The 22,395-nt window shown below is 36.8% G+C and carries 19 protein-coding genes; 12 read left to right on the top strand and 7 right to left on the bottom strand.

Annotated elements, in window-relative coordinates; translation table 11 throughout:
• Positions 1-6 precede the first annotated feature (6 nt).
• The 3 genes from CM19_RS07435 to CM19_RS07425 are packed head-to-tail and all read left to right on the top strand — an operon-like array spanning position 7 to position 2,285.
• Positions 7-972, top strand: coding sequence for an ABC transporter ATP-binding protein (locus CM19_RS07435; protein WP_048099818.1), 966 nt, complete (start codon positions 7-9; stop codon positions 970-972).
• Positions 965-1,912, top strand: a complete 948-nt coding sequence (locus CM19_RS07430) for an oligopeptide/dipeptide ABC transporter ATP-binding protein (RefSeq protein ID WP_048099817.1) — start codon at positions 965-967, stop codon at positions 1,910-1,912. Before CM19_RS07435 ends, CM19_RS07430 begins: the two co-directional genes overlap by 8 nt.
• Before the next feature lie 49 nt (positions 1,913-1,961).
• Positions 1,962-2,285, top strand: a complete 324-nt coding sequence (locus tag CM19_RS07425; protein WP_052349486.1) for a hypothetical protein — start codon at positions 1,962-1,964, stop codon at positions 2,283-2,285.
• A 31-nt stretch (positions 2,286-2,316) separates the two neighbouring features.
• Here the strand turns inward: CM19_RS07425 and CM19_RS07420 are convergent, their stop codons facing one another.
• Complete coding sequence (locus CM19_RS07420) at positions 2,317-4,359, bottom strand: xanthine dehydrogenase family protein molybdopterin-binding subunit (RefSeq protein ID WP_048099815.1); 2,043 nt, start codon at positions 4,357-4,359, stop codon at positions 2,317-2,319.
• A gap of 435 nt (positions 4,360-4,794) precedes the next feature.
• Positions 4,795-5,490, bottom strand: a complete 696-nt coding sequence (locus CM19_RS07415; RefSeq protein WP_048099814.1) for a DUF973 family protein — start codon at positions 5,488-5,490, stop codon at positions 4,795-4,797.
• Positions 5,491-5,565: 75 nt separating this feature from the next.
• Between CM19_RS07415 and CM19_RS07410 the strand changes: the two genes are divergently transcribed.
• Together CM19_RS07410 and CM19_RS07405 are read left to right on the top strand one after the other, a co-directional pair.
• Positions 5,566-6,390 carry an ABC transporter ATP-binding protein gene (locus CM19_RS07410; RefSeq protein WP_048099813.1) on the top strand — a complete coding sequence of 275 codons (825 nt, stop codon included), beginning with the start codon at positions 5,566-5,568 and terminating at the stop codon, positions 6,388-6,390.
• Positions 6,380-7,102, top strand: a complete 723-nt coding sequence (locus tag CM19_RS07405) for an ABC transporter permease (protein ID WP_048099812.1) — start codon at positions 6,380-6,382, stop codon at positions 7,100-7,102. The genes CM19_RS07410 and CM19_RS07405 overlap by 11 nt, the downstream gene beginning before the upstream one ends.
• Here CM19_RS07405 and CM19_RS07400 read toward each other — a convergent pair.
• Both CM19_RS07400 and CM19_RS07395 read right to left on the bottom strand, forming a co-directional pair.
• On the bottom strand, positions 7,099-7,938 hold the full coding sequence (locus CM19_RS07400) for an ABC transporter permease (protein WP_052349485.1): 840 nt from the start codon (positions 7,936-7,938) through the stop codon (positions 7,099-7,101). The genes CM19_RS07405 and CM19_RS07400 overlap by 4 nt on opposite strands.
• Positions 7,931-8,833 (bottom strand): ABC transporter ATP-binding protein, encoded by a 903-nt coding sequence (locus CM19_RS07395; RefSeq protein WP_048099811.1) that lies wholly within the window; start codon positions 8,831-8,833, stop codon positions 7,931-7,933. Before CM19_RS07395 ends, CM19_RS07400 begins: the two co-directional genes overlap by 8 nt.
• Before the next feature lie 111 nt (positions 8,834-8,944).
• Between CM19_RS07395 and CM19_RS07390 the strand changes: the two genes are divergently transcribed.
• Together CM19_RS07390 and CM19_RS07385 are read left to right on the top strand one after the other, a co-directional pair.
• Complete coding sequence (locus CM19_RS07390; protein ID WP_048099810.1) at positions 8,945-9,442, top strand: hypothetical protein; 498 nt, start codon at positions 8,945-8,947, stop codon at positions 9,440-9,442.
• Positions 9,439-10,782, top strand: coding sequence for an ATPase AAA (locus CM19_RS07385; RefSeq protein WP_048099809.1), 1,344 nt, complete (start codon positions 9,439-9,441; stop codon positions 10,780-10,782). The genes CM19_RS07390 and CM19_RS07385 overlap by 4 nt, the downstream gene beginning before the upstream one ends.
• 443 nt (positions 10,783-11,225) lie before the next feature.
• Here the strand turns inward: CM19_RS07385 and CM19_RS07380 are convergent, their stop codons facing one another.
• Together CM19_RS07380 and CM19_RS07375 are read right to left on the bottom strand one after the other, a co-directional pair.
• Entirely contained in the window at positions 11,226-13,565 is a 2,340-nt protein-coding gene (locus CM19_RS07380; RefSeq protein WP_048099808.1) for an ABC transporter substrate-binding protein, read from the bottom strand.
• A gap of 101 nt (positions 13,566-13,666) precedes the next feature.
• The gene (locus tag CM19_RS07375; RefSeq protein WP_048099807.1) at positions 13,667-14,797 is read right to left on the bottom strand and encodes a hypothetical protein; all 1,131 of its coding nucleotides are present in this window, start codon (positions 14,795-14,797) and stop codon (positions 13,667-13,669) included.
• 120 nt (positions 14,798-14,917) lie between these two features.
• Between CM19_RS07375 and CM19_RS07370 the strand changes: the two genes are divergently transcribed.
• From CM19_RS07370 to CM19_RS07350, 5 genes are read left to right on the top strand one after another with little or no spacing between them, the layout of a single operon-like run.
• Positions 14,918-15,934: an ABC transporter permease gene (locus CM19_RS07370; RefSeq protein WP_048099806.1), complete on the top strand. Its 1,017-nt coding sequence runs from the start codon at positions 14,918-14,920 to the stop codon at positions 15,932-15,934.
• Entirely contained in the window at positions 15,931-17,373 is a 1,443-nt protein-coding gene (locus CM19_RS07365; protein WP_048099805.1) for an ABC transporter permease, read from the top strand. The genes CM19_RS07370 and CM19_RS07365 overlap by 4 nt, the downstream gene beginning before the upstream one ends.
• Positions 17,366-18,352: an ABC transporter ATP-binding protein gene (locus tag CM19_RS07360; protein WP_048099804.1), complete on the top strand. Its 987-nt coding sequence runs from the start codon at positions 17,366-17,368 to the stop codon at positions 18,350-18,352. The genes CM19_RS07365 and CM19_RS07360 overlap by 8 nt, the downstream gene beginning before the upstream one ends.
• The gene (locus tag CM19_RS07355) at positions 18,345-19,268 is read left to right on the top strand and encodes an ABC transporter ATP-binding protein (RefSeq protein ID WP_048099879.1); all 924 of its coding nucleotides are present in this window, start codon (positions 18,345-18,347) and stop codon (positions 19,266-19,268) included. Before CM19_RS07360 ends, CM19_RS07355 begins: the two co-directional genes overlap by 8 nt.
• Positions 19,246-19,752 (top strand): hypothetical protein, encoded by a 507-nt coding sequence (locus CM19_RS07350; RefSeq protein WP_048099803.1) that lies wholly within the window; start codon positions 19,246-19,248, stop codon positions 19,750-19,752. Before CM19_RS07355 ends, CM19_RS07350 begins: the two co-directional genes overlap by 23 nt.
• Positions 19,753-20,965: 1,213 nt before the next feature.
• On the opposite strand, the gene CM19_RS07345 is transcribed toward CM19_RS07350, so the two are convergent.
• On the bottom strand, positions 20,966-22,381 hold the full coding sequence (locus CM19_RS07345; RefSeq protein ID WP_048099802.1) for a hypothetical protein: 1,416 nt from the start codon (positions 22,379-22,381) through the stop codon (positions 20,966-20,968).
• Positions 22,382-22,395 lie beyond the last annotated feature (14 nt).

Genomic DNA, 22,395 nt, shown 5'->3' with positions numbered 1-22,395 from the left:
GCTAAGATGCTCTTGAATATAAAAAACTTGAGAGTTTATTACAAGACATTGCAAGGCTATACTAGGATATTAGACAATATTGACCTTAGTGTTGATAAGGGAGAAGTAATAGGAATTGTAGGGGAATCAGGATCTGGAAAATCTACATTAGGACATACTTTAGCAACTGTGCTCCCCCCTAATGCTATAGTAAGGGGAGAAATATACTTGGATAACGTAAATATAACTGAGCTTAAGGAAAATGACCTAGAGAAAATAAGGGGAAAAGAAGTTTTTATGATATTTCAAAATCCTCTAAATAGCCTAGATCCCGTTAGAAACGTAAAAGATCAGCTAGTTGAGACAGTAATAACAAGGAGTTTAAAGGGTGGGGAAAAAGTAAGTGCGAAAGAAGCCCAAAAGGAAGTTATTGATGTGTTAAAAGATCTTAGGATACCAGATCCAGAAACGATAATTAATAGATACCCTCATCAGCTCTCAGGAGGTCAAGTCCAGAGAATGGTTATAGCTATGGCCCTTCTCTTAAAACCAAAATTAATCATAGCTGATGAACCGACATCCGCTTTAGACGTCACTATTCAAGCCCAAGTGGTCAATATACTGAAAAGGATAAATGAGGAATTAGGAACAACAATTATGTTCATAACACATGATATATCCTTGGCATACGTGATTTCAACTAGAATAATAGTTATGTATGCAGGAAGAATAATGGAAGATGGAGACGTAGAGAAAGTGATTAAGAGCCCTTTACATCCCTACACTTCAGGGCTAATCTCCAGCATTCCCACAAAGACTAAGAATGAGGGAAAACTCCTGACTATTCCAGGCAATCCACCTTCATTCTTTACACTTCCGGCTGGTTGTAAATTTAGCCCCAGATGTCCAAAAGTTATGGATATATGCAAAAAAGATGAACCAAAAATCATTGAGAAAGACGAAAGGAATGTAAGGTGTTGGCTATATGGTTGAAATTTATACTGCAAGAGAAATTTACAAGTTGTATCCTGCTGAAAAGAAGGGAATAATCGAGTCAATTACTAGAAGACAAATATCATATGTTAGGGCTCTCGAAAACGTATCATTAAATATCGCTCAAGGAGAAGTCCTAGGAATAGTTGGGGAAAGTGGATCTGGAAAAACAACTTTGGGAAAAATTCTTGCAACGATTGAAAAGCCTAGTAGGGGATACCTTTACTTTGATGGCAAAGAAGTAGATACTAATTATGAAATGGTTAGAGAGAAAATTTCAATGGTATTTCAAAATCCTACAACCTCACTCAATCCAAGGATGAGAGTTAAGGAGTTAATTAAGGAGCCTATGAAAAAAGGTGATGAGGAGGAGATTAAAAAATACTTAGAACTTGTCGGATTAGATTACTCCTACGTCAAGGATAAATATCCTAAAGAGCTTTCGGGAGGACAAGTTCAGAGGGTCGCCATAGCTAGAGCATTAGCTAAATCTCCTAAACTCATTATCCTTGACGAACCAACCTCAGCTCTAGACGCATCAGTACAAGCTCAAATTCTAAACCTCCTATTAGACTTACAAAATCAAATGAACTTAACCTTCATGTTTATCACGCATAACTTGCTCGTTAGCAAATTTATTTCTGACAGGGTAGCTATACTCTATGCCGGAAAATTAATGGAAGTTGGAAGAACTGACGAGGTGTTATCTAAGCCCCTTCATCCATACTCCCAAGCTTTAATAAGCTCTGCCCCGATCATTGGGAAAAAGGATCTAAAACCACCGACCGGAGAAGTTCCAAGTCTAATAAATCCACCAAATGGCTGCAGGTTTCATCCTAGATGTCCTTTTGTCATGCCAATATGTAAGGAGAAAGAGCCTGAACTAGCTGACCTTGGAGGACACAAGATTGCGTGCTGGCTATATTCGTCCAAAGGTTAAGAAGACTATCTTAAAAGGGACCATTATCTTAGGGATAACCTCGGCTTTTTTGGAAATTAGTCCAGAAAAGATCCTTAATTATCTAATATTTGTAGGTATTTGGTATTTATTACTTTTTATTTATATTATATGGAAGAGATCATTTAAGTATAAAATTGAGGATTGCCAATTTACTATACAGTCACCCCTATCTAGACCAATAAAGTTAAGTTGCAACGAGATAAAAGAGAACTTTGTATCTCAGGGATTTTTAGCCAAGAAATTTGGGTGTGCTTCCCTGTATTTAATAACTGAAAAGAATACGTATATTATAAAGGATGTTGATGAACGAGTTGCTAGAGAAGGAGAAAAACTTTTGGAAGAGAAAAAATAGACGTGCTTCGACATATATCAAGAATTATATACTACTCGCTAGTTATTGGAACTTCTCTAATTCTCCTCTTCATTAAATCCTCAACTGCACTAGTTACAGCAGCTGCTGCAACTCCTACAGGTATTTCCCCTATTCCCTTAGCCCCCATTGGAGTATATGGTGAAGGAGTTGGAACTAAATTAACTTCAATCTGTGGAATCTCAACAGCAGTAGGCATACCATAATCTGATAAGCTAGTAGTTAACAGTTGACCTTCACTATTGTAGATATATTTCTCATAAAGCGCAACAGATATACCTATTGCAGAACCTCCTATTACCTGTTCCTTTACAAGCTCCTCGTCTAGAGGTGTACCAGGATCTAAGTATACAATTAGCTTCACTGGCCTTATGATTCCACTTTCGTCACTCCTCACTACTGCTATATCGCATGCAAATGGATATGCGTTAAATCGAGTTTTACCTTGCAAAGAGAAGACATAACTCACTTTCTCGTCCATTGAGAGTAAAGAAATCTTTTCGCCTTTTCGCGTCACAAAATATCCTTCAGTATACTCTCCACCAGTCCTTCTTCTTAATTTAGATATTAATTCCTCTGCTGCCCCCTTTAATGCTCCAGCCATAAAGACTGCCATTCTGCTTCCCCCAGGTCCAAAACTTGTTGGCGAGTGTTCGCTGTCTAATATCTCTACATCAACTAAGTCCACTGGAATTGATAATAACTTAGACGTTAATATCTTAGCTAAGTGTTCATTCCCTTGTCCCTCAGGTCCATAACCTATTCCTACAATTACTTTTCCGTTCTTAATAGTTAACCTAACCCCTTCCTCACCTGATGGAGTACTAGGATCTGTTGAACAAGCTATTCCAATTCCAAACCCTTTTTTCCTCAGCGAGAATACATCGCTTCTAGAGATCGCCAATTCAAGTAATTGTCTCGGGTTACCTGAGTCATAAAAAGCGTAAGGAGATTCGTAAGGAAGAGTAGAAAGAAGGTTCTTCTTTCTAATCTCCGATCTATCTATTCCTAGGTCGTCGGCAATTGCGTCCATAGTTCTTTCGAGCGCCCAAGTATGAGGAGGGGTTCCTGCTCCCCTAAAAGCTCCTGGTGGATTCTTATTTGTTGCAACTAAGGATACGTCATATTTCAGGTTTGTGATTTTATAAGGTCCTGCTATAATTCCAGTTGGCTTAAAGGCTTGGCCATTAAATAGCGTTGAACCGACGTCTTCCCAGATCTTGAACTCTAGCCCAGTTACAGTCCCATCACTTAAAAAGTGAGCTTTTACATTAAACTTTCTTTCCGGACCAGAACTATTAGACGCCTCTAAATGTTCAGTCCTAGTCTCTAACCATTTTATTGGTATACCAAACTTCTTTGATGCAAGACCTAATGCTAGTGCGTACTTAGTTACGGAAAATTTTGAGCCGAAACTCCCTCCATGCCTCACAGGAATTACTCTAGACTTGCCTAGTACTTTTTCAATCTCCTTTGCTTGAAATTGAGGAGCCTGTACGTTAGAAATTATTGTGCCGTCTGGATATGCAATTACTCCGAAAGTCTCTATAGGATTTCCAGAGGATCTACTCCAATATAATTCCAGGTCTAGTTGTCTATCTGAAGGCATTTTACCGTACTCAAAAGTTTTACGATATACCTCGTTAGAACCTACCTCCTCAAATACTAGTACTTCGTTCTTAATAGCAAAATCGATATTTGTCACAGGAGGTAATTGCTCATAGTCCACTGAAACTAGCTCAGCTAAGTCAGTAGCTTTATAGGGATCCTCAGATATTACAAGCGCTATTGGTTCTCCCAAGTATCTCACCTTCTTATAAGCCAAGGGTAAAGTTAGCATTGTTCCCTCATTCTCTGTTTTTTCACCATTTACTTGAGGAAAATCAGCAGCCGTTATTACCTTTGCGCCCTTCTCCAAAACGCTAGAAACATCCAATTTAAACTTAGCATGAGGATATTGACTTCTTACAAATACGCCATAAAATCCCTTAAAATCCAAATCGTCTACATAGTTACCTTTACCAAGAATAACTTGATCTAAGTCTGTTCTCCGCATGATATGATATCTTGTTCTTGGGAATTAAGTCTTATGTTTGAATTCTAACTTCCAAACACACTTAGGCAGAGTTGACTCTATTGAATGTCTAAACTTTTATAGGGGGATTTCTGCAGTTCGGGTTTTACGGACATTTATTTTCAGTGGAACCATTGAACTTCATCACGTTATGAACAGAGTTCATCATTACGATCAATTAGCGGGCTAACCTACCTACACCTTGAAAGTCTTATCAAAGACCTTGGGTGTGTGGAAAAACCAGCACATTCTTGTTCCTCTTGCTTTTCACCCTTTCACAGTCCCTTCTTCGAGTCTACACGCATATACAAATTCTGTATTAAGTTAAAAAAAAGGGAGGGATCATATATAGCATCTCTTTGTTCCTTCTAATTCTAAATATGTGCTATAATTTTTCCAATTCAAAGGCTTTTTGGATCAAATTACAACAAAAATTGTTGTTCCATTAGACAAGTAAACTAGTAATCGTCTATTTTGGATAGCTTGAGGAATATCAGAGAGAGTGACAACAATAGTATTAACTCCTTGTTGCAAGAAGCTAGGCTGGATTGACGTAGAGTATATATTTGTTCCCTCAACGACAATAGAGCTAATACCTACAGGGGTTCCAACATACAGCTGAAATGTAACAACATTTCCATTTATCTTTCCTACTCCCACCTGATAGACTGGAATGTATTGAGGAGTAGATTGTAATGGGGGTTGAGAAAACGTTAATAAATTGACTTTGTTTAATCCGAAGAAAATTAAGATGAAACCTAAAAACGGTAAAAAAATGAGAACAATACTCCCTAACTTAAGATTTACACTATCATATTTAGAACCTAACCTAAAAAACGCAATTGCTAAAAGTATAGTCCCTATTAACTCTACAAATGGTATCATAAAGATTATTCCCCCTATCTTTCCTAGGCGATCTATACCGTTGAATCCTTGGTAAAACTTTACTCCTACAAATATGTTTATAATGAGATATATTAATAGGAAAATAGCTTCAAAAAGAGGTAGACCCAATATTGAAAATATTATGAGAGGTATTCCTAATAATAAACTAGAGACTATTCCTATTAATGTCCCTTCCCTTATACTTCTTAGATGTTCATCGTTAATCATGTTCAATTTCCTTATAATTAAATCATTTTAGCATCAAAAGGTTAGCGTTTTAATCGCATTCCCTTATTTTGTAATATGATAGAGACTGAGAACTTAAGAAAGGTCTATGGAGATGGCACTGTTGCAATAGAGGATTTAAGCTTCAAGTTATCCTCTAGATTCTCATGCATCATAGGAAGAAACGGTGCAGGAAAGACAACTCTCTTAAGAATTCTGTCTACCCAATTACTCCCAACTAAGGGAAGAGCAACGATAAACGGTTATGACGTGGTAAGAGAAGTGAAGAAGGTTAGAAAAATAATTAGCAGTATTCCTCAAGAAGCCTCTCCCTTTGGAATTGCTAGCCCCCTTGAACACGTCATTGTTTACTTAACCGCTAGAGGTTTTTCTTTCTCTGAGGCACTTTCTTCAGCTAGGAGAGCTTTAAAAGAAGTCGGATTGGGAGACGCAATGAATAAACCAGCTGATGAGTTATCCGGCGGAATGAAAAGAAAAATCTTTGTTGCAATGGCTCTAAGCTCTAACGCAGAAGTTGTATTTCTTGACGAACCGACAACTGGCCTTGATCCTGTTTCTAGATTAGAGGTTTGGTCGGTAATAAAGGAAATGAGTTCAAACATGGTCCTCACAACTCACTACATGGAGGAAGCTGAGGAATTGTGCCAAGACATTGCTATGATGCATAAGGGAAAGTTGATAGCCCAAGGTTCTCCAGAAGAACTCCTATCTTCATTAAAAGGCATAGTTAGAGTCGAGGGAACAGGTAACATAAAAATCGGTTCAATGAGGATATCTTACGTTGATGAAGATGGGGCAAAGAAAATGGTCGGAAAGGGAGTTGTAATAAAGCCTACTAGTTTAGAGGACGTCTTTATCATGAGGGGATTGTATGAGGATTAAGTTTATTTTAGCTTTAGCGTGGATGTATGGATATACTGGAATAAAGAGAGCTCCAATATATATTCTCTCATACTTGTCCTTACCGTTATCTCTTCTCCTCTTCATATTCCTCATATCTAGGGGAGAGTTCGTGAAGTTTGGAGTCCTAGGAGGTCTAATTTCAATAGTTGTTAGCAATTCCCTTTCAATAATTGGCGATTTTGCATTCATGAGACTTCAGCTAAGATTTCAAGATCTTCTAGTAGCTACAGAGATAGGACCTTTAGACTACATTACCGGTTTAACTCTAGGAAACCTAATTAATAGTATACCGGGCATCGTAGTTTACGCTATTCTGAGTTGGATATTTAATATTTTTACTCCTCTTACTGCAATTATTTCTATAGGAATACTCATTTTGCTGTTAATATCAAGTTCATCCCTTGCAATAACTTTAGCCAGCTTCGTAAAACATACTAGACATTCATGGGGAATCTCCACTATCGTATCATTACTTTTCACAATCCTACCCCCCTTATATTATCCGTACTCCCTTCTTCCAAGTTGGGCATTAGACATTTTATATATCTCCCCTTCAACAGCTGGTTCTGTCTTAATGCAGGGAATTACAGGATTGCAAAGTTTGCCTTTAAGTCCAATCTTGATATTCTTAGTAGAAACTGCTATCCTTTCATTGCTACCGTTTTACGCTATGAAATGGAGGGAAAGTTAACTCACTTTCTTCGGAATATCTCTATGAGCGAAGCTCAGGAAACCCAATAAGGTTGATACAACAGAGTACACTAGGATGTAGCCAACTGACATGGAAATTGTCCCCTGTGCGGTAGGAAATATTTCTAAAGCCTCAACAATAAGACCGGATCCAGGGACCCCTTGAGCTACTATAAAAGGCAATTCGTCTCCACCCCAGGCTGGAAGAGCCTGAGCTATTGCTATAAATGTTGATACGTTGGTCAGTCTATCTACAAAGATAAGTACTGCCCCTATTATCACTGATCCAATTAGCACCACGCTAGATACCAGAAACGCAATGCTACTCCGCCTAAGAACTTCGCCAAACATAAAACCAATTGAGAAGAAGGTTAGAATGGAAAATATTACTGAGAGAAAAATTGATGGAAGATAGTAAAGGTCAACCTGCTTACCAAAGAACAAGTAAGACAAGATAAGTGAAAGAATTACCATAAAAGAATAGATTAACACAGCCAATATATACCCACCAACATATTTTCCAACAGCAAACTGCATCCTAGTAATAGGTTTTGTTAAGAAGAAATCAACTGTTCCCTGCTCATACTCCTCTGACATTGATCCTGAGGAAATTGAGAGAGCTATAAAGTGAATCAGAAGGCTTTGGGGTAATAAAACTCCAGCTAACCAAAGAAGATCTTGAATTGGCCTTACTAAACTCTCAACCCTAGGGGTTTTAAATTCGCCAATAGAGACATAAACGCCTATCTCAAATATTAGCGTTATTATTATTAGCGTCAATACTTTCTTTCTTGCAACAGCCCTTTTCATTTCGTAAAGAATTACCTTTTCAATCACTGGAACTCGCCTCCTTCACCACATTAAAATAGGCCTCTTCTAGTTCGTTGCTTAAGTAGAAAGATTTAACTTTGAAACCAGAAAGAATTAGCCTTTTTAAAAGTTCTTCCCTTTTATCCTCGGTAAGAGTAGCTATAACCTTATTTCCTTCTATCTCAAATGACTTAACGAACTCTACTTCTGAAATAACCTTTTCTAAACCTTCTAAATTACTTATCTCTATGATTACCCTAACCCCTAGAAACCTCTTTACTAATTCCTCTGTTGTCCCAGAAAAGTAAATCTTTCCTCTAAATAAAAAATAGACTTGATCTGCCATCCTTTTTACGTCTTCCATTTCATGAGATGTCATTAACACTGTTGTTCCGCTTTCTGCAATTTCCTTAACAATTTTCCTAAAGTTAAGTGTTAATATTGGATCCGTCCCCATGTTGGGCTCATCCATTATAAGGATTTCTGGACTTCCTAGCAACGCTTCGGCTATAGCTATTCTCTGCATCATCCCTTTGCTGTACTTAGCTATTTTCTTGTTAGCGTGTTCTTCCATACCGACTAAATCAATTACCCTTTTAATTTCTTTCTTGTCTACTCCCTTTATATCAGCGGAGAATTCCAAGAGCTGTCTACCTGAAAAAAATGGGGGCAAATTTGGAAGTTCTTGTATATAACCTACTCTCTTGAAAACGCTCTTATCCTTAAAGGGATCTTTTCCAAGAATCTCAACTTTTCCCTCTTCAGGAAATATTAAACCCATGATAACCCTTATTAGAGTTGTTTTTCCCGCACCATTAGGACCTAACAAAGCCGTAATTTTCCTTGATTCCGCGACAATTGAAACCGACGATAACACAGTCTTACTATTATAAGACTTGGTAATACCTTGAGCTGATATCATTCAAGGAATACTTCTTCGCTGAGTATTTAAGACTTGGTAAAAGAGAGTTGAAATGTTACGAGTATTACTCTGTCTTAACGGTTTAAAGTCAGCTACCTCAAACTTATGTTCATGGTTGATGAGAAGGATATAATTGCTATCCTTAATGAGAGCGAAAGACCTATTTCTTTGACGAAGATTGCAAAAAAAGTTAAGGCAAAGAGAAAGGACATAGAGCCTATACTGGACTCCATGGAAAAGAATGGTAAATTAAAGGCTGTAAAATTAGGAGGAGGAAAGGCCTACAAATTAAATACTCCAAATTTTGAAGTTTATAGTAAAGAAATAAAAGACCTCCAGGATAGAGTAAGGAAGTTGGAAGAGAGATTTCTTTCTTCAGATAGAGTAAGCACGAGAGAATTTGATGATGCTTATGCAAGGATAAGGGATAGCCTGGGTTATGCTCCCTTAGAGAAAATAAGGTTAGAAGTAGGGCTAACTAAAGAGGAGTTTTACTCTAAGTTTAGAAGACATATTGAGGAGAGATACGATCTAATAGCAGGTGGGGAGGAAGGGTACGTTAGAAGGGGATCTCTTTACGGTATTATAAAGAGGAGGGATGAGAAATGATAAAAGATATCTGTAATATCCCTAACGTAACTGTAACAACGTGGAGTTCCAGAAACGTAGTATTAGCAGGTCCATCTTACAAAAAATATCTCCAGAAAACCCTTGACCTAGTTAAGCAAAATCAGGTTGCATCAATTATTGGACAACCTGGCATGGGTAAGACAACTATACTTAGAAAGCTAGAGCAAGAGAACGCAGGATTTATCTACCTAGACATGGCAAACATGAAAGATATAGGACAGGAATTCTGGAGCAAAATAGATAGGGAAAAGGCTAAGATGGACGTATTCCCTATCATAAAAGCAAACGCTAAACGCCTTGGATATTCGTTTTTTAAGAAAATTAGAGGAGTCCCGTTACAGGCTTGGATCTCCGCTCAGTGCGGGAAGTTTGATGATAAATACATGAGAATTTATTGCCTTGATTATCAACAGGATTTTGAAGGAATGATCCACTTTCTGTCTGACATAAAGGAATTATGGAGTGTTGGAATTTTAATAGATGAAGTCAGAGAAATCCACATCCCTGCCATCCATAGGTTGATCAACGCTGGTTTAGAGATACCGCTTGTAATGGCAATTCCTACTGACGTATATAGTAAAATTTCTGATTTAGCTATAAGGAGAAGGCTAGACGAAAGTAGAATATCATTAGACAACGCTCTAACTCCGGAAGATTTAAAGGAAATAGTGGACGCGTATTGCCACGGAGTCTCAGAGGAAATATACCCCTTGGTTTTAAGCATGTGGAGAGGAAGAGAGCTCAATACTGTTAGCTCGGTTTTGCAGTTTGTTAAAAGAGAAGTTGAGAAAGCTGGGAAGGAATGTGAAGACTTAAACTGCGTAAAGATGAAAATAAAATCCTCATTTACATTGAATGACGTTGAAAGTCAAGCGAGAGAACTAGAAAAGGTTTTAAGGGAAACACTTCAGTCAATTTCCAAGGAACTTGGGATCACCTATGTACATCCAAGAAGTAAGAGAGTTGAAGCAAAGGACAGGACAACACTTGTCGGAATAGCGTTAGTCCGCAATGAATTAGCTTACCTAGGTGTTGTAAGATTGTTTAATGGAGAGTTAAACGTCGATAAGGACTTGGAATTATTAGGAGAGGTTAATGAAGTCGATTTAGAAAGGAAAAAGTTCCAAGTTGGACAAAGATTTGTTATAACTAACAGCGATTCTCTCAATTTAGATAAAAGAATAAAAAAGATAGTTGTTCCAACTATGGAGATAATAAGAATTCTTGAAGGAGATGGAGAAATGTCAGAAGAATTAGCCAAGGCAATATTTAAAGAATTCAACCTCTCAGGGACTGAGGAAGTTGAAGTACAGACTTAAAATAAAAAGTTAAAGTCACACATTTATAGATATGGACTTTAGGTTTTTATGCATTTTAGGAGTATGCGTCGAGAACTCCCTACAGAGGATAGATTGACGCAAAGTTCTAAGGCCTTATCATAGAGATTAAGAGCAGTGTTGATCTCAACCAAGGTTAAGATCTCCCTGGCATATACATAAGGTCAATCGTTGATCCTCTTGTTCATAAGTAAAAAAGACCTTTGATTCTCTCTTCCTTATCTTTTTAGAAGTATCAAGGTTCAAAGAAATCTAGTAGCACTTTCTCAAGACTGTAAGCAACAGTTTAACTCCTTGAGATGCCTTTCTCTTCAATAACTAAGAAAAAAAGCTTTTTGTCCAAAACGTTATACATCTAAATTCACTCTCTTGCGTTCATCATTTCAAAATAAAAAAAGTTTATATATATTAAACAAAACGAAAGGTTACCTTCTCCTCAAGAGAACTACAGCTACAGCTACTATTACTATTACCACAATTACTATTCCAGCTATTAAACCGACATTTATTGGAGGTGTAGTAGTTACTGGAACTGTAGTTGTTGGTGGATGTGTTACTGGTGGAACTGTAGTTACTACAACAGGCTTTACTGCAAAAGACGCATAATCAAATTCCTCTCTAGATTGACCATTAACTGTCCAGACTGCCTTGGCAACTATTTCATATAGTCCACCTGCTAAGTCCTTAGTAGGAATTGTCACATTGTATAGACCATTTCCAATATTCTTTGCAGTCAACACTAACGGTTTACCATTTACTGTTACATTTGTATACTTCTCTCCTGGTACGTTTAAGTACTTTAGGTAAACGTATACAGTCGCATTGGAGATCTGATGTGGAACAAGCGATACAGTAGAGTTATCCCATGTATAACTAGTAAAATTAGCAACGTATGTAACTGGAGTGCCCGCGGTGAAGTTACCTTGATATATTAATAGAGGATCAATTCTAAAGGAATGTAAGTTAGCAGTTAATAGAGCAACTTCCTTAGTTGTACTCCAATAAGAGAAAATATATCCTGCTGAGGATATTAGCGGGGCCACTTTCATTGCGTATACAGTAGCAGGATTATACTTTGCAAACACATGAGCAGGCACTACAGGATATTCATCTAACGCTTGATCTATTTGCGTTATAGAGCTTGTGTTCAGGAATATCTCTATCTGATATGGATTTGTAACATTTGTCCAAACAATACCTGGAATAGTATCTAGCAAGTCAGAATTATAATAACCGTTGTCAATTAAATACGTATAATTAACTGTAAGTCCATCAAATGAATTGGTTCCCATCATACCATTTAAGTCGTACCACCATATAGTGAAGTTTACGTCATAGGCTGTTACCGGTACTCCATCTATCCAGGTAGCATTGTGGACTAGGTTTACTACAAGTTCAGTTCCATTTATTATGTGATCTCCATTGGGTAAAGTAGTATTAGGTAAGCTAATAGTTTTCCAACTCTCTGCTAACCACGGAAGTAGCTGATATTGATTTGAATCATTAGTTATAGCAAGGCTCGGATATAGTTCATCTAACTCATTAAACGCATAGACTGATGTGCTAGCGTAAGGATTAAGATGTCTCATCATATCTCCAGATACAAAAGACCATATGAAGGTTCCCTGCAATGCAGTTCCAGTTGGATGTACATCTTCGTACACTATCGGATATTCTGAAGTGGAATTAAGGTACACATAGTTTGCCCAACCAGGCAAGTATAGCCCTTGAATTCCATTTGACCATACATTTATTACGTATGGCTCCTCTACTTGGAGGTCATATTCTGCCTGTTTTATGTAATTTTCAGCGCTGGTAACTGAAGCAGCGTTCAGCGCATTGTTTATTAGAGTATCAATAGTAGAGTTAGAGAACCCAGCAACATCAGCCGGATCGGTATATATAGTCATCCAAGAGTTGACCCAAGGCCCTAGATTTATCCATCCAAAAGTAGTCATATTAAAGTCGTTAAAGGGAGGAGTAGTAGCATCAGTTATTAATGTGCCAAAGGATACAGCTTCTGGAGCTATTGTTAGGTTAATAGCTGCTGCTTGCGAAGATAGATATTCCGCAAATTTTTGACCTGGCAGATCGTCAGTTGGATATAAGAATGTTATTTTTAGAGGACTTCCTTTATATAACCATTGACCGCTTGAAGTATGCGTTACTCCTGGAACCATCATAAGGTGTTGAACTGCCATAGTTAGATTATAAGACTCATATTTCTGATAGTAAGTTACTACCGCTGGATTAAACCATGCCTTATATACGGCTATTTGTGGGTCAACATAATACGGTATATCCTTACCAAGGATTCCGTTATCATTAATGTAATCGGTTACGTAAGTTAGATTGATTAAATTAGAGATTGCATATCTAAAGTAAACGTTGGCAGTTAAGTTATTTCCAAACGCAAAAACTAGCTGACCAAAACTCTCTTGCGGTGAGATCGCTACATAAATTGTTTTATTATATTTCGTTATTGCTTGTTCTATCTCAGAAGCGTGATCCATTTGTATCATATCAACTTTTCCTTGCAAAAGAGCAGAATATTCACTACTGTGGCTTGAATATGAATAGAGGAACTCTAGGTTTCCTACCCAAGGGCATGAATAGCTTACTTGATTCCAGTTAAGTATTGGTGTGTTAAAATTACTCGTGATATAAACAGCTCCAGCAGCTATTGTTGCCTCTCCTATTGTCATTGACAAAATTAGTATTGATGATACAAGAAGAATGAATAGCTTACTTTTAATTTTTTGCATATGGCTTTTGAGTTTTAAAGCCTTAAAAATTTTTTCCCATCATTTAGCTACTTTCAATCATATATGAATCTAATAAAAATTTTTTAAAATTATTTTATTACCTAGTCCATCAGAATTAAAATTCCTTCAAATCCTGATCCAGAATATTTATATCCTGCAGCTATAACCTTACCTCCGATTGACGTCAAACTCTCAACTGAATAATATGGTTCACTAAAAACTGTTTTTAACGAGAAAGGAGTTTGGCCCTCTAGTATTACTGAACCTGGAATTCTCTGTCCTGTACTGTTTAGGAAAGGAACTTCAGCTATTGCTATGTAATATTTACCGCTATTATATGTAATGGATGTTATAGCGCCAACTTTGTACTTGAGCGGAACTTCTTGAACAACACTACCTTTGACAACTCCTAGGAAAGTTGAGGAAATATTAGGTTCAGTTAAGTTCACCCCCCCAACAAGTACATAATTATTTCCTACATAGGAGGTGAGTAGAACACCTAAAGGCGAATAGGTAAAGCGCACATCAGAAAAATTACTGTTGCCCTGAGATATTGCTACAGTCATATTAACAGGATTTGATCCTGCAATAACTGTTAACGTTGAATTGCCAGAAATAGAGTAGACTGTAGATTGCGGTAAAACTTTAAAGTCTGGTGGTAAGTATTGTGCAATTTCGTGGTATGAACCATTGGGAAAAATTTTTATTAAAAACGGTACTAGCTCACCTCTTCCATTGCCCAACGGAACAAAACCGTTTCCTCCAACTAACCAATATCTTCCGTTCCAGAAAGTGGAGAAAACTTGTCCCAAGGCATTAAAGGAAGAGAGATCCGGACTTAAGTTATATATTTTCCCATTTTTTATCATCACAAGGGTTGTATGAAGTTGATTTCCTATATAAGACGCCCCACCAGCAAGAATGGCTGAGCCGTTAAAAGAGAGAGAATAAATGGCGCTACTATTAAAATAATTTCCCAGATTAATTTTTATGAAAGTATTGTTATTTAGGTAATATATTCCTATGATACCATGAGCGTAACTCGAATTAAAGTAAATTCCTCCGACTAGAACTTCATTATTATTTAGAGGGTCGACAGCATAAATTTTTGATATCCCGTTTATTGACTCTATAGAATATTTTGGTAAAGAATCAAGATAAGTGAAAGAAAATAAACCTACAGCAATAATCAGTAAACCAATTAAGATATAAATTATCCTCCTTTTATGCATACAAGATTGAAATTTATAATAGCTAATAAATGTGTTCCGTACATTAAAGTTTAGAAAGCTAACATAATGTATTCTGAGAAAAGTTTTTACTCTCTAGCCCGAAAGTAAAAATGATAAATTATGAGATTTTCTGTGCCATGGCGATATCTTGTAAAGAGAATTATAGAGAGAATCATTCTTCTCATTGTTATCATCAATTTCCTTTTTTTGATTATTTACATCATCCCCATATACGTTGCTCACTTAAATCCTGCAGAATTTTACGTTCCACTTTCATATAAGGGGTTAAGTCGATCAACTGAGGTGGAGGCTATAGATAGAGAATTTGGACTGAATCAACCTATCTTTGTGCAGTACATTGATTACGTTAAAAATATGTTAACCTTTCACTTTGGCTATTCTCTAATTTATGATGAACCAGTTTCCAAGATAATTTTACAGGCATTACCTGTAGATTTAATAATTCTTGTTCCAAGCCTAATCCTGAGTACTGTTTTTGCGATAGGATTAGGTCTCTTTTCAGCTGTAAGGTTTGGAAGGTTATCAGACTCAATTAACACGTTCTTTGCTATTTTAACTTACTTTATACCTGGTTTCTGGGTTCTCATAATTTTTCTTCAGATTTTCGGTTTCCAACTTGGTTTATTCCCTACAAATATAGCCCAGGCATTAATCTCACCTAGCGGTGCTCCTCTTCACGGCTGGGCATATATAGCAGGTTTGATCAAGTTCTCTATAGCACCAATTATAATTTTAGCCTTACTAGCTTATGGAGTTAGGATGGCTTTAACTAGATCTTATGGAGTTGAGTCCATGGGTAGCTCTTATGTAACATACCTGAGAGCTAAAGGGATTCCAGAAAGAAGTGTAGTGTATAAACATGTAATGAGAAATGCAATAATTCCTGCTATAACTAGAACGGGAATAGATTTCGCTTTTGTAATAGCGGGATCAGTATTCGTAGAGGATATATTTGGCTTTTATGGAATGGGAGAATTATTATATAGATCAGCCTTAACTTTTAACGTGCAGATATTAGGAGACGCATTTTACATTCTTAGCTTATATGTAATAGTTGTTCTTCTAGTATTGGATTTTATTTACCCGTTAATTGACCCAAGGGTGAAGTATGAATGAACAGGTTAGTAAATCAACTTTTGCACAGGAAGGCCTTTTTGATTTCCTTAGTTATCCTTCTATTCTTCATATTTATAGCATCTGCTGCAAACTACTTAACGCCTTACAAGGATCCATATACTATAACCTCAGAGCAGCACTTGGCTGCACCTTATTCAATACCTATTTGGGCTAGAATTTTTCCTCAGTACAGCAAGTATCCGCCAAACACTAACATGGATTTAAAATCGCCATTGATATTAGGGAATGGAAGTGAATCATTTAACGGAACTGCATATACGGTTGAACTGAAACCTAGTGAATATGAAAACCTTTCTTTTCCTTTATCTTGGAATTATCAATATCCATACTCTTTTTCTATATCGTTTATCGCAATACCTCATGGCCAAGCGGCTCAAATAAATGTCTTATTAAAACAACAAAATAAAACGTATTTTTTAGAGAGCTTTGTACCATCGGCTGATCAGATTTTGTATACATATCCAACATGTCCTCTATCAATGGGAAAAACTAATTCAATAACTATTAGTAGTGAGAGCCTAAGTTCTTCCAATAGCCCATATGTAAGTACTCTGCCAGGAAATGAACGATATATAGCTAGCGCTATATTACCTCAACTGATCTTTAAGCCAGGGAAATATAGCGTTATTATCTCAATTGAGAATATAGGAACCAGCCCATTAAAAGTTTACATTTATCAACCTAAATTCTCAGCTGTGGGAAGAGCATACGGAATTCTTGGAACAGATAATAATGGAGCCAGCGTGTTTGCTGAATTTGTTTTAGGTGCAAGGTTCGATCTTGAGATTGCCGCTATAGCTACTCTTATAATTGTAGGAATTGGATTGATTTTTGGGCTTGTTGCAGGTTATGTAGGAGGAAAGGTAGACTTATTCTTAAATGCCCTTACAGACTTTTTCCTTACAATACCAGGTCTTCCTTTACTTATAACTTTGGAAACAATTTTTGTTGTGTCTGGTCTTATATTAAAGATAGGTATTGTGCCTCTTCTCATTGCTATAATTGGGGGTTTATCATGGATGGGGACAATGAAAATAATTAGATCTGTTACTCTTTCTGTAAGATCTAGAACTTTTGTTGAGGCTTCGAAAGCTTTGGGCAGTGGTCCATTTAGAATAATTAGAAAACACGTTCTCCCTAACATACTAGGAGTTGTGTTCGCCCAAATAGCTTATGACGTTCCCGTAGTTATATTAACGGAATCAGGGCTTGACTTTTTGGGATTAGGAATCACAAAATTTCCCACATGGGGAAACATGCTAGGCTACGCTTCCGCTTATACTTCCCCAGCAAACGGATTTGTATGGTGGTGGGTGCTTCCTCCAGGCTTTGCTATAATATTCCTATCCGTTGCACTATACTTTATAGGTAGTACTCTTCAGGACGTATTAAGCCCGTATAAGGTAAGAGGTGAGTAGTCTGAATTCTCTAGAAATTTCTTCACTCAGCACATATTACACGACGAAAAGGGGATATCTTAAGGCAGTAGATAAAGTTTCGTTTAATCTGCCTAAGGGATCTGTACTAGGATTAGCAGGAGAATCTGGTAGTGGAAAGTCAACAATAGTAAACACTATATTTAGAGTGTTGCCTAAAAACGCCATTGTTAAGGAAGGAAGTATAATGTTTAATAATGAGGATTTGCTTAAAATGAACCTAAATTTTTTCAGAAAGGAGATCAGTTGGAAAAAGATTTCTTGGATTCCCCAGGGCTCTATGTCAATACTTGATCCAGTCTATACAGTCAAGTCTCAGATGATCGAAACAATAAACGCTCATGAAGACATTAGTAGAGCGGAGGCTATGGAAATCATTTACAAGTCACTTAAGGCGGTAAACTTACCAGACGATGTGCTAAATAAATATCCTCATCAACTTTCTGGAGGACAAAAGCAAAGAATTGTTATAGCCTCGGCCCTTCTTTTAGACCCTGAGATAGTTGTAGCTGATGAACCAACTACTGCACTTGACGTAGTAGTTCAGGCTGAAATAGTTAAGCTGATAAAGGAACTTCAAAAACAAAGGGGATTTTCAATGATTTTTGTTACTCACGACCTCTCTTTACTTGCCGGCGTTAGCAACTACTTAGCTATCCTATACGGTGGTAAATTAGTGGAGTTAGGAACTACTGAGGATATTTTTAAGGATCCTCTGCACCCCTATACTCAGATGTTCTTAAAGGCTATACCGGACATAAGGAAATGGAAGGAAAGAAAACTTTACTATATACCAGGCGAACTTCCAGACCTTATTTCGCCCCCTAAAGGTTGCATATTTAATCCTAGATGTCCGTTAGCAGGAGGAATATGTAAAGAGTCCTCACCTGGCTTAGAAGAGGTCTCCAAAGGTCATCTAGTAGCTTGTTACTTTGCTAGAGGTGGGAAAAGAAATGATTGAGGCAGAGAAAATATCAGTTGAATTTAAGTCAGGAGATAGGAAGATAAACGCAGTAAAAGAGGCAAATATCACAATAGGAGATGGAGAGAGTATAGGTTTAGCTGGAGAATCAGGTAGTGGAAAAACTACTTTAGGGAAATCCTTACTAGCCCTTGTTAAACCAAAGGAAGGGAAAGTGTTGTGGAATGGAAAAAACGTGTTTAAAATTAAGGGGAAAGACCTTAAAAATTTTAGAAGGGAAAATCAGATAATATATCAAGATCCCTTTGACTCAATAGACATTAGAATGAGAATATATGACGTAATTTCCGAGGGACTTACGGTACAAGGTTTCTCAAAGCAAGAACAAAGAGAAATAATTTACTCTGCTCTAAAGTCAGTTGGCCTAAATCCTCCTGAGGCATACTCTAACGCTTTTCCTACTCAACTTTCTGGCGGTCAGCTCCAAAGAGTAGCAATAGCTAGATCGATTGTACTGAATCCTAAGTTCATAGTTGCCGATGAACCAGTTTCCATGTTAGATGTATCAATAAGATCAGGAATATTGCAAATTTTTCAGGATATGAAGGAAAAAGGCACTAGTAGCTTGATCATTAGCCACGACATCTCGACTTTAGCTTACGTTGTAGACAAGATATATATCATGTATTTAGGGCATGTAGTAGAGTATGGTACTACGCAACAGATAATTGAAAAACCTTTACACCCATATACTCAGGCATTAATATCGGCAATTCCTATTCCTGAGCCAAACCACGAAACAGAGATAAAATTAGTTGAGACAAATGAACCAGTTCCACCTAAAGGATGTCCTCTCTACCCAAGATGTCCATTTAGAAAAAATGTATGTTTAGATAATGAACCTAAAATGACAGAAGTAGAACCAGGTCACTATGTCTCATGCCATCTATACTGAGGAGAGAGCAGTCAAAATCAATTTTTCTTTTTACTTCTCCATCGCGATATTCATAACGGGGACAATCCTAGGTTCTCTGGTGCAGTATTATTCTTACTTTCCAGTTTTGATTGGCTCTAGTTTACTCCTTCTACTTATAAGAGATTCTGAACTTATTAGAAACTTAAATAAGCTATCAACAGAAGGAAAAATATCATTCACTCCTAAGAGGAGTATTCAGATAAGAAAATCCAGAAATGGGTTGATATTCTTTACAACTATCATTTTTTTACCCTTATTTTTAGCTTTCCTCTTACCTGTTCCTATAAATCTCACATCTGCCTTGGGATTAGTTTTTTCTTGGCCTCTTTCTACAATAGAAGAGGCTATCCTGATAAAAGAGGTTGAGAAAAGGAATAAAAAAAGGATATATGCTTTTACAGAATGGATAGAAGTAATTGATGGAATGTATATAAAAGAATACGGTTATGTATTAAAGGATTAAAGAGGTAGTTCTTTTCCCTGTTAAAGAAAGAGAGTAGACTACCACATTCTTCAAGAAAATTAGTCCACCGGGTTATTGGAAAGACATGAAGAGGAAGTTAATAATCATGTTAAGGAAAGACCAATACAACAAGATAGACGAGGAAAACCAGGAGATCAAACTATCCAACTTGGCAATTTAAAGACTTGAAGATAAAATACAATGGAGAAATACTATAGAGTGGAACAAGGGATGCTAGAAATAATATATACAACGATGTTCTTTGTCCATAATTCTCCTGTAAGACCATACATTAGAAACTAAGAAGCCACACTTTCTTGGCTTATGTTCCCTGGATAACCAACCTAATAAATGAGTCTCCCTTGTTATACAAGGACTTAACAACTTCTCTCATAACAGCATCTATTATAGTGATTTACTCCCCTCCCCAATGAACAACCTCCTTATTTCGTCTGGAAACGGTTGGTCATCAGGGATGACAGCTTTTGTTTATCCTTATCAGTTTCATGAAGTAGCACGAGAAATCACTAACGTCTAAGGGAAACCCTACGGCTTAGATAGATTTATGGATAAACAACCTCTTTGCCGTCTACTTGTTTGATGACATGCAGGTATTTGTTGAGACTAGAATATTGAAATCTATTTTCTTTCATTCGTCTATTTCCCACAACTCTTGTCATGTATCGGTTAAGTAGGTGAAGCATTATGCCTCATCAAGCTCAAAAGAGTATGTTATAAAATCGGAACCAGTTCATTCCTCAATTTGCCGATGTACACACATTAGCTTAAAGGCAAATAAGAAACTTGATAGAGAGATAAATCTACAGAAAATTGTTTAAGTGCACAACTCTCAACAAGTTGTTTAACGAAGATTTAGTTGGTGCGTTCAATATATCCATAATCCAGAATCCTAATGGAATTGGGGGGACCAACCAGAGGGATAAGTTGGAGTGAGACCGCCCAACTTGTCGATACATGGACGAGAGGATCGGAATTAGTGCTTCTCATCAAGTAGCATTAATTAGATAAGGGTGAAGTATATAGAACAAACTTTAAACCGCTCTGAGAAAACTCTTCTGATAGGGAAGTCAAATAAATACCACTAACACTATAAAACATTTTATTATACATTTTCATAACTTTATACCTCATTTTCTTATACTAAAAGATTATTGATATAAAAAAGTTAATACAAGAATGTTTAAAAAAAAAATTACTTAACTTTCCTAAATACTAAAACTAGAGCTACTATTGCTATTATTAGGCCTACTATTGCTAATCCAAGACCAGCATATGTTAACGTAGAAAGACCACTTACCTTAGTATTTACATTATTTATCTTCATAGTTAAACTACCTATTTCGCCTTTTAACGTACTAATAGTTGCATTCAGAGTTGATATAGTAGACTCTAAGGAAGTAATCTTAGAATTTAAGGCTGTCACATTACCATGCAATTCGCTTTCAACTAATGATAGATTTGATTCTAAGGAACTTATCTCAGATTTTAATTCGCTAACATTTCCACTTAATTCATCTCTCAACAAAGTAATGTTGGAGTTTAATTGAGAAATGTTACCAACTAACTCTGATCTTAATAGAGTTATTTGAGATGTCATATAAGCTACTTCTTTCTGTAATTCACTAACCTTCGCCTCTATTGACCCTATAATATAGGCCTGATTATACTGCATTATTAAGGTTCCAGTTTCATTTGACGTATATCCGCTATACATAGCTTCAATCTGGTATGATTCCTCTAAGGGAACATTTGGTATCGGAACTTTTATAACGTAAGCACCAACTGATGTGTTATATACTCCTGAGTAAGTCATTCCATCGACTAATAAGGAAACAGTAGCGTTCGTGACGGGCTTCCCTTCAAAGAACGTATTTACATAAATCCACAGTGTTGAGTTACCCACTACATATATTGGCGTTGTTTGAATATTAACATTAGTTAAATCTACAATCATATAATCTGATGAATTATATGCTAACACCTTAGTTATAGCCATAGTTAACTGCTCTTGTTGTACCACAAACTTTTCCGTCACTGGTGTAGGAGCTACAACTGTAACTACTTTAGACTCAGGTACATACGGAGATGGAGGAACTACCATTATATCGTAAGTACCACTAGGCTCATAGAACGATAGTTCACCTGAACTATTAGTCGTTCCAACTAACGTACTATTTACATAAACATTTGCTCCTTGAACAGCAACGTTAGAAGGATTAAATACTTCAACAGTTATTAATGATTGAAGAGGCTCAAATTCGAATGTAGTAGAGTTAGTAAAGCCAGTACTTGTTCCTACTTTCACTGTATACGTACCATATGGATACTCAGACGATGCAGCTGATGGAAACGTAAAGAGAACTGCCTGATATGTACCCGAAGATGTGCTGTTTACCACAGTACTATAGACTAACACATCATTTGGATTAAAAACACTGATTCCAACTTCAACATTGGGTGGAGCAGTACCCTCAACAACTACAGTTTGCCCTGGATGATATACTGCTGCTGTTGTTACAGTAATAACAGTTGTAGATGCCATCACTGATGTAACCAACATTGTCATTATTAGGAAGAGTATTGGAAAGGAATATTTTATAAACTTCATGACAATTCACCTTT

The organism is Candidatus Acidianus copahuensis (genome assembly GCF_000632495.1).
Classification (GTDB): Archaea; Thermoproteota; Thermoprotei_A; order Sulfolobales; family Sulfolobaceae; genus Acidianus; species Acidianus copahuensis.
This window is presented reverse-complemented; position numbering and strand designations above follow the sequence as displayed.

What these genes read in the sequence shown, in the direction of transcription:
- CM19_RS07430 (WP_048099817.1), top strand. Translation starts at nt 965, where the DNA reads ATGGTTGAAATTTATACTGCAAGAGAAATTTACAAGTTGTATCCTGCT.
- CM19_RS07435 (WP_048099818.1), top strand. Translation starts at nt 7, where the DNA reads ATGCTCTTGAATATAAAAAACTTGAGAGTTTATTACAAGACATTGCAA.
- CM19_RS07365 (WP_048099805.1), top strand. Translation starts at nt 15,931, where the DNA reads ATGAACAGGTTAGTAAATCAACTTTTGCACAGGAAGGCCTTTTTGATT.
- CM19_RS07370 (WP_048099806.1), top strand. Translation starts at nt 14,918, where the DNA reads ATGAGATTTTCTGTGCCATGGCGATATCTTGTAAAGAGAATTATAGAG.
- CM19_RS07390 (WP_048099810.1), top strand. Translation starts at nt 8,945, where the DNA reads ATGGTTGATGAGAAGGATATAATTGCTATCCTTAATGAGAGCGAAAGA.
- CM19_RS07420 (WP_048099815.1), bottom strand. Translation starts at nt 4,359, where the DNA reads ATGCGGAGAACAGACTTAGATCAAGTTATTCTTGGTAAAGGTAACTAT.
- CM19_RS07385 (WP_048099809.1), top strand. Translation starts at nt 9,439, where the DNA reads ATGATAAAAGATATCTGTAATATCCCTAACGTAACTGTAACAACGTGG.
- CM19_RS07375 (WP_048099807.1), bottom strand. Translation starts at nt 14,797, where the DNA reads ATGCATAAAAGGAGGATAATTTATATCTTAATTGGTTTACTGATTATT.
- CM19_RS07355 (WP_048099879.1), top strand. Translation starts at nt 18,345, where the DNA reads ATGATTGAGGCAGAGAAAATATCAGTTGAATTTAAGTCAGGAGATAGG.
- CM19_RS07395 (WP_048099811.1), bottom strand. Translation starts at nt 8,833, where the DNA reads ATGATATCAGCTCAAGGTATTACCAAGTCTTATAATAGTAAGACTGTG.
- CM19_RS07410 (WP_048099813.1), top strand. Translation starts at nt 5,566, where the DNA reads ATGATAGAGACTGAGAACTTAAGAAAGGTCTATGGAGATGGCACTGTT.
- CM19_RS07350 (WP_048099803.1), top strand. Translation starts at nt 19,246, where the DNA reads ATGTCTCATGCCATCTATACTGAGGAGAGAGCAGTCAAAATCAATTTT.
- CM19_RS07415 (WP_048099814.1), bottom strand. Translation starts at nt 5,490, where the DNA reads ATGATTAACGATGAACATCTAAGAAGTATAAGGGAAGGGACATTAATA.
- CM19_RS07405 (WP_048099812.1), top strand. Translation starts at nt 6,380, where the DNA reads ATGAGGATTAAGTTTATTTTAGCTTTAGCGTGGATGTATGGATATACT.
- CM19_RS07380 (WP_048099808.1), bottom strand. Translation starts at nt 13,565, where the DNA reads ATGCAAAAAATTAAAAGTAAGCTATTCATTCTTCTTGTATCATCAATA.
- CM19_RS07345 (WP_048099802.1), bottom strand. Translation starts at nt 22,381, where the DNA reads ATGAAGTTTATAAAATATTCCTTTCCAATACTCTTCCTAATAATGACA.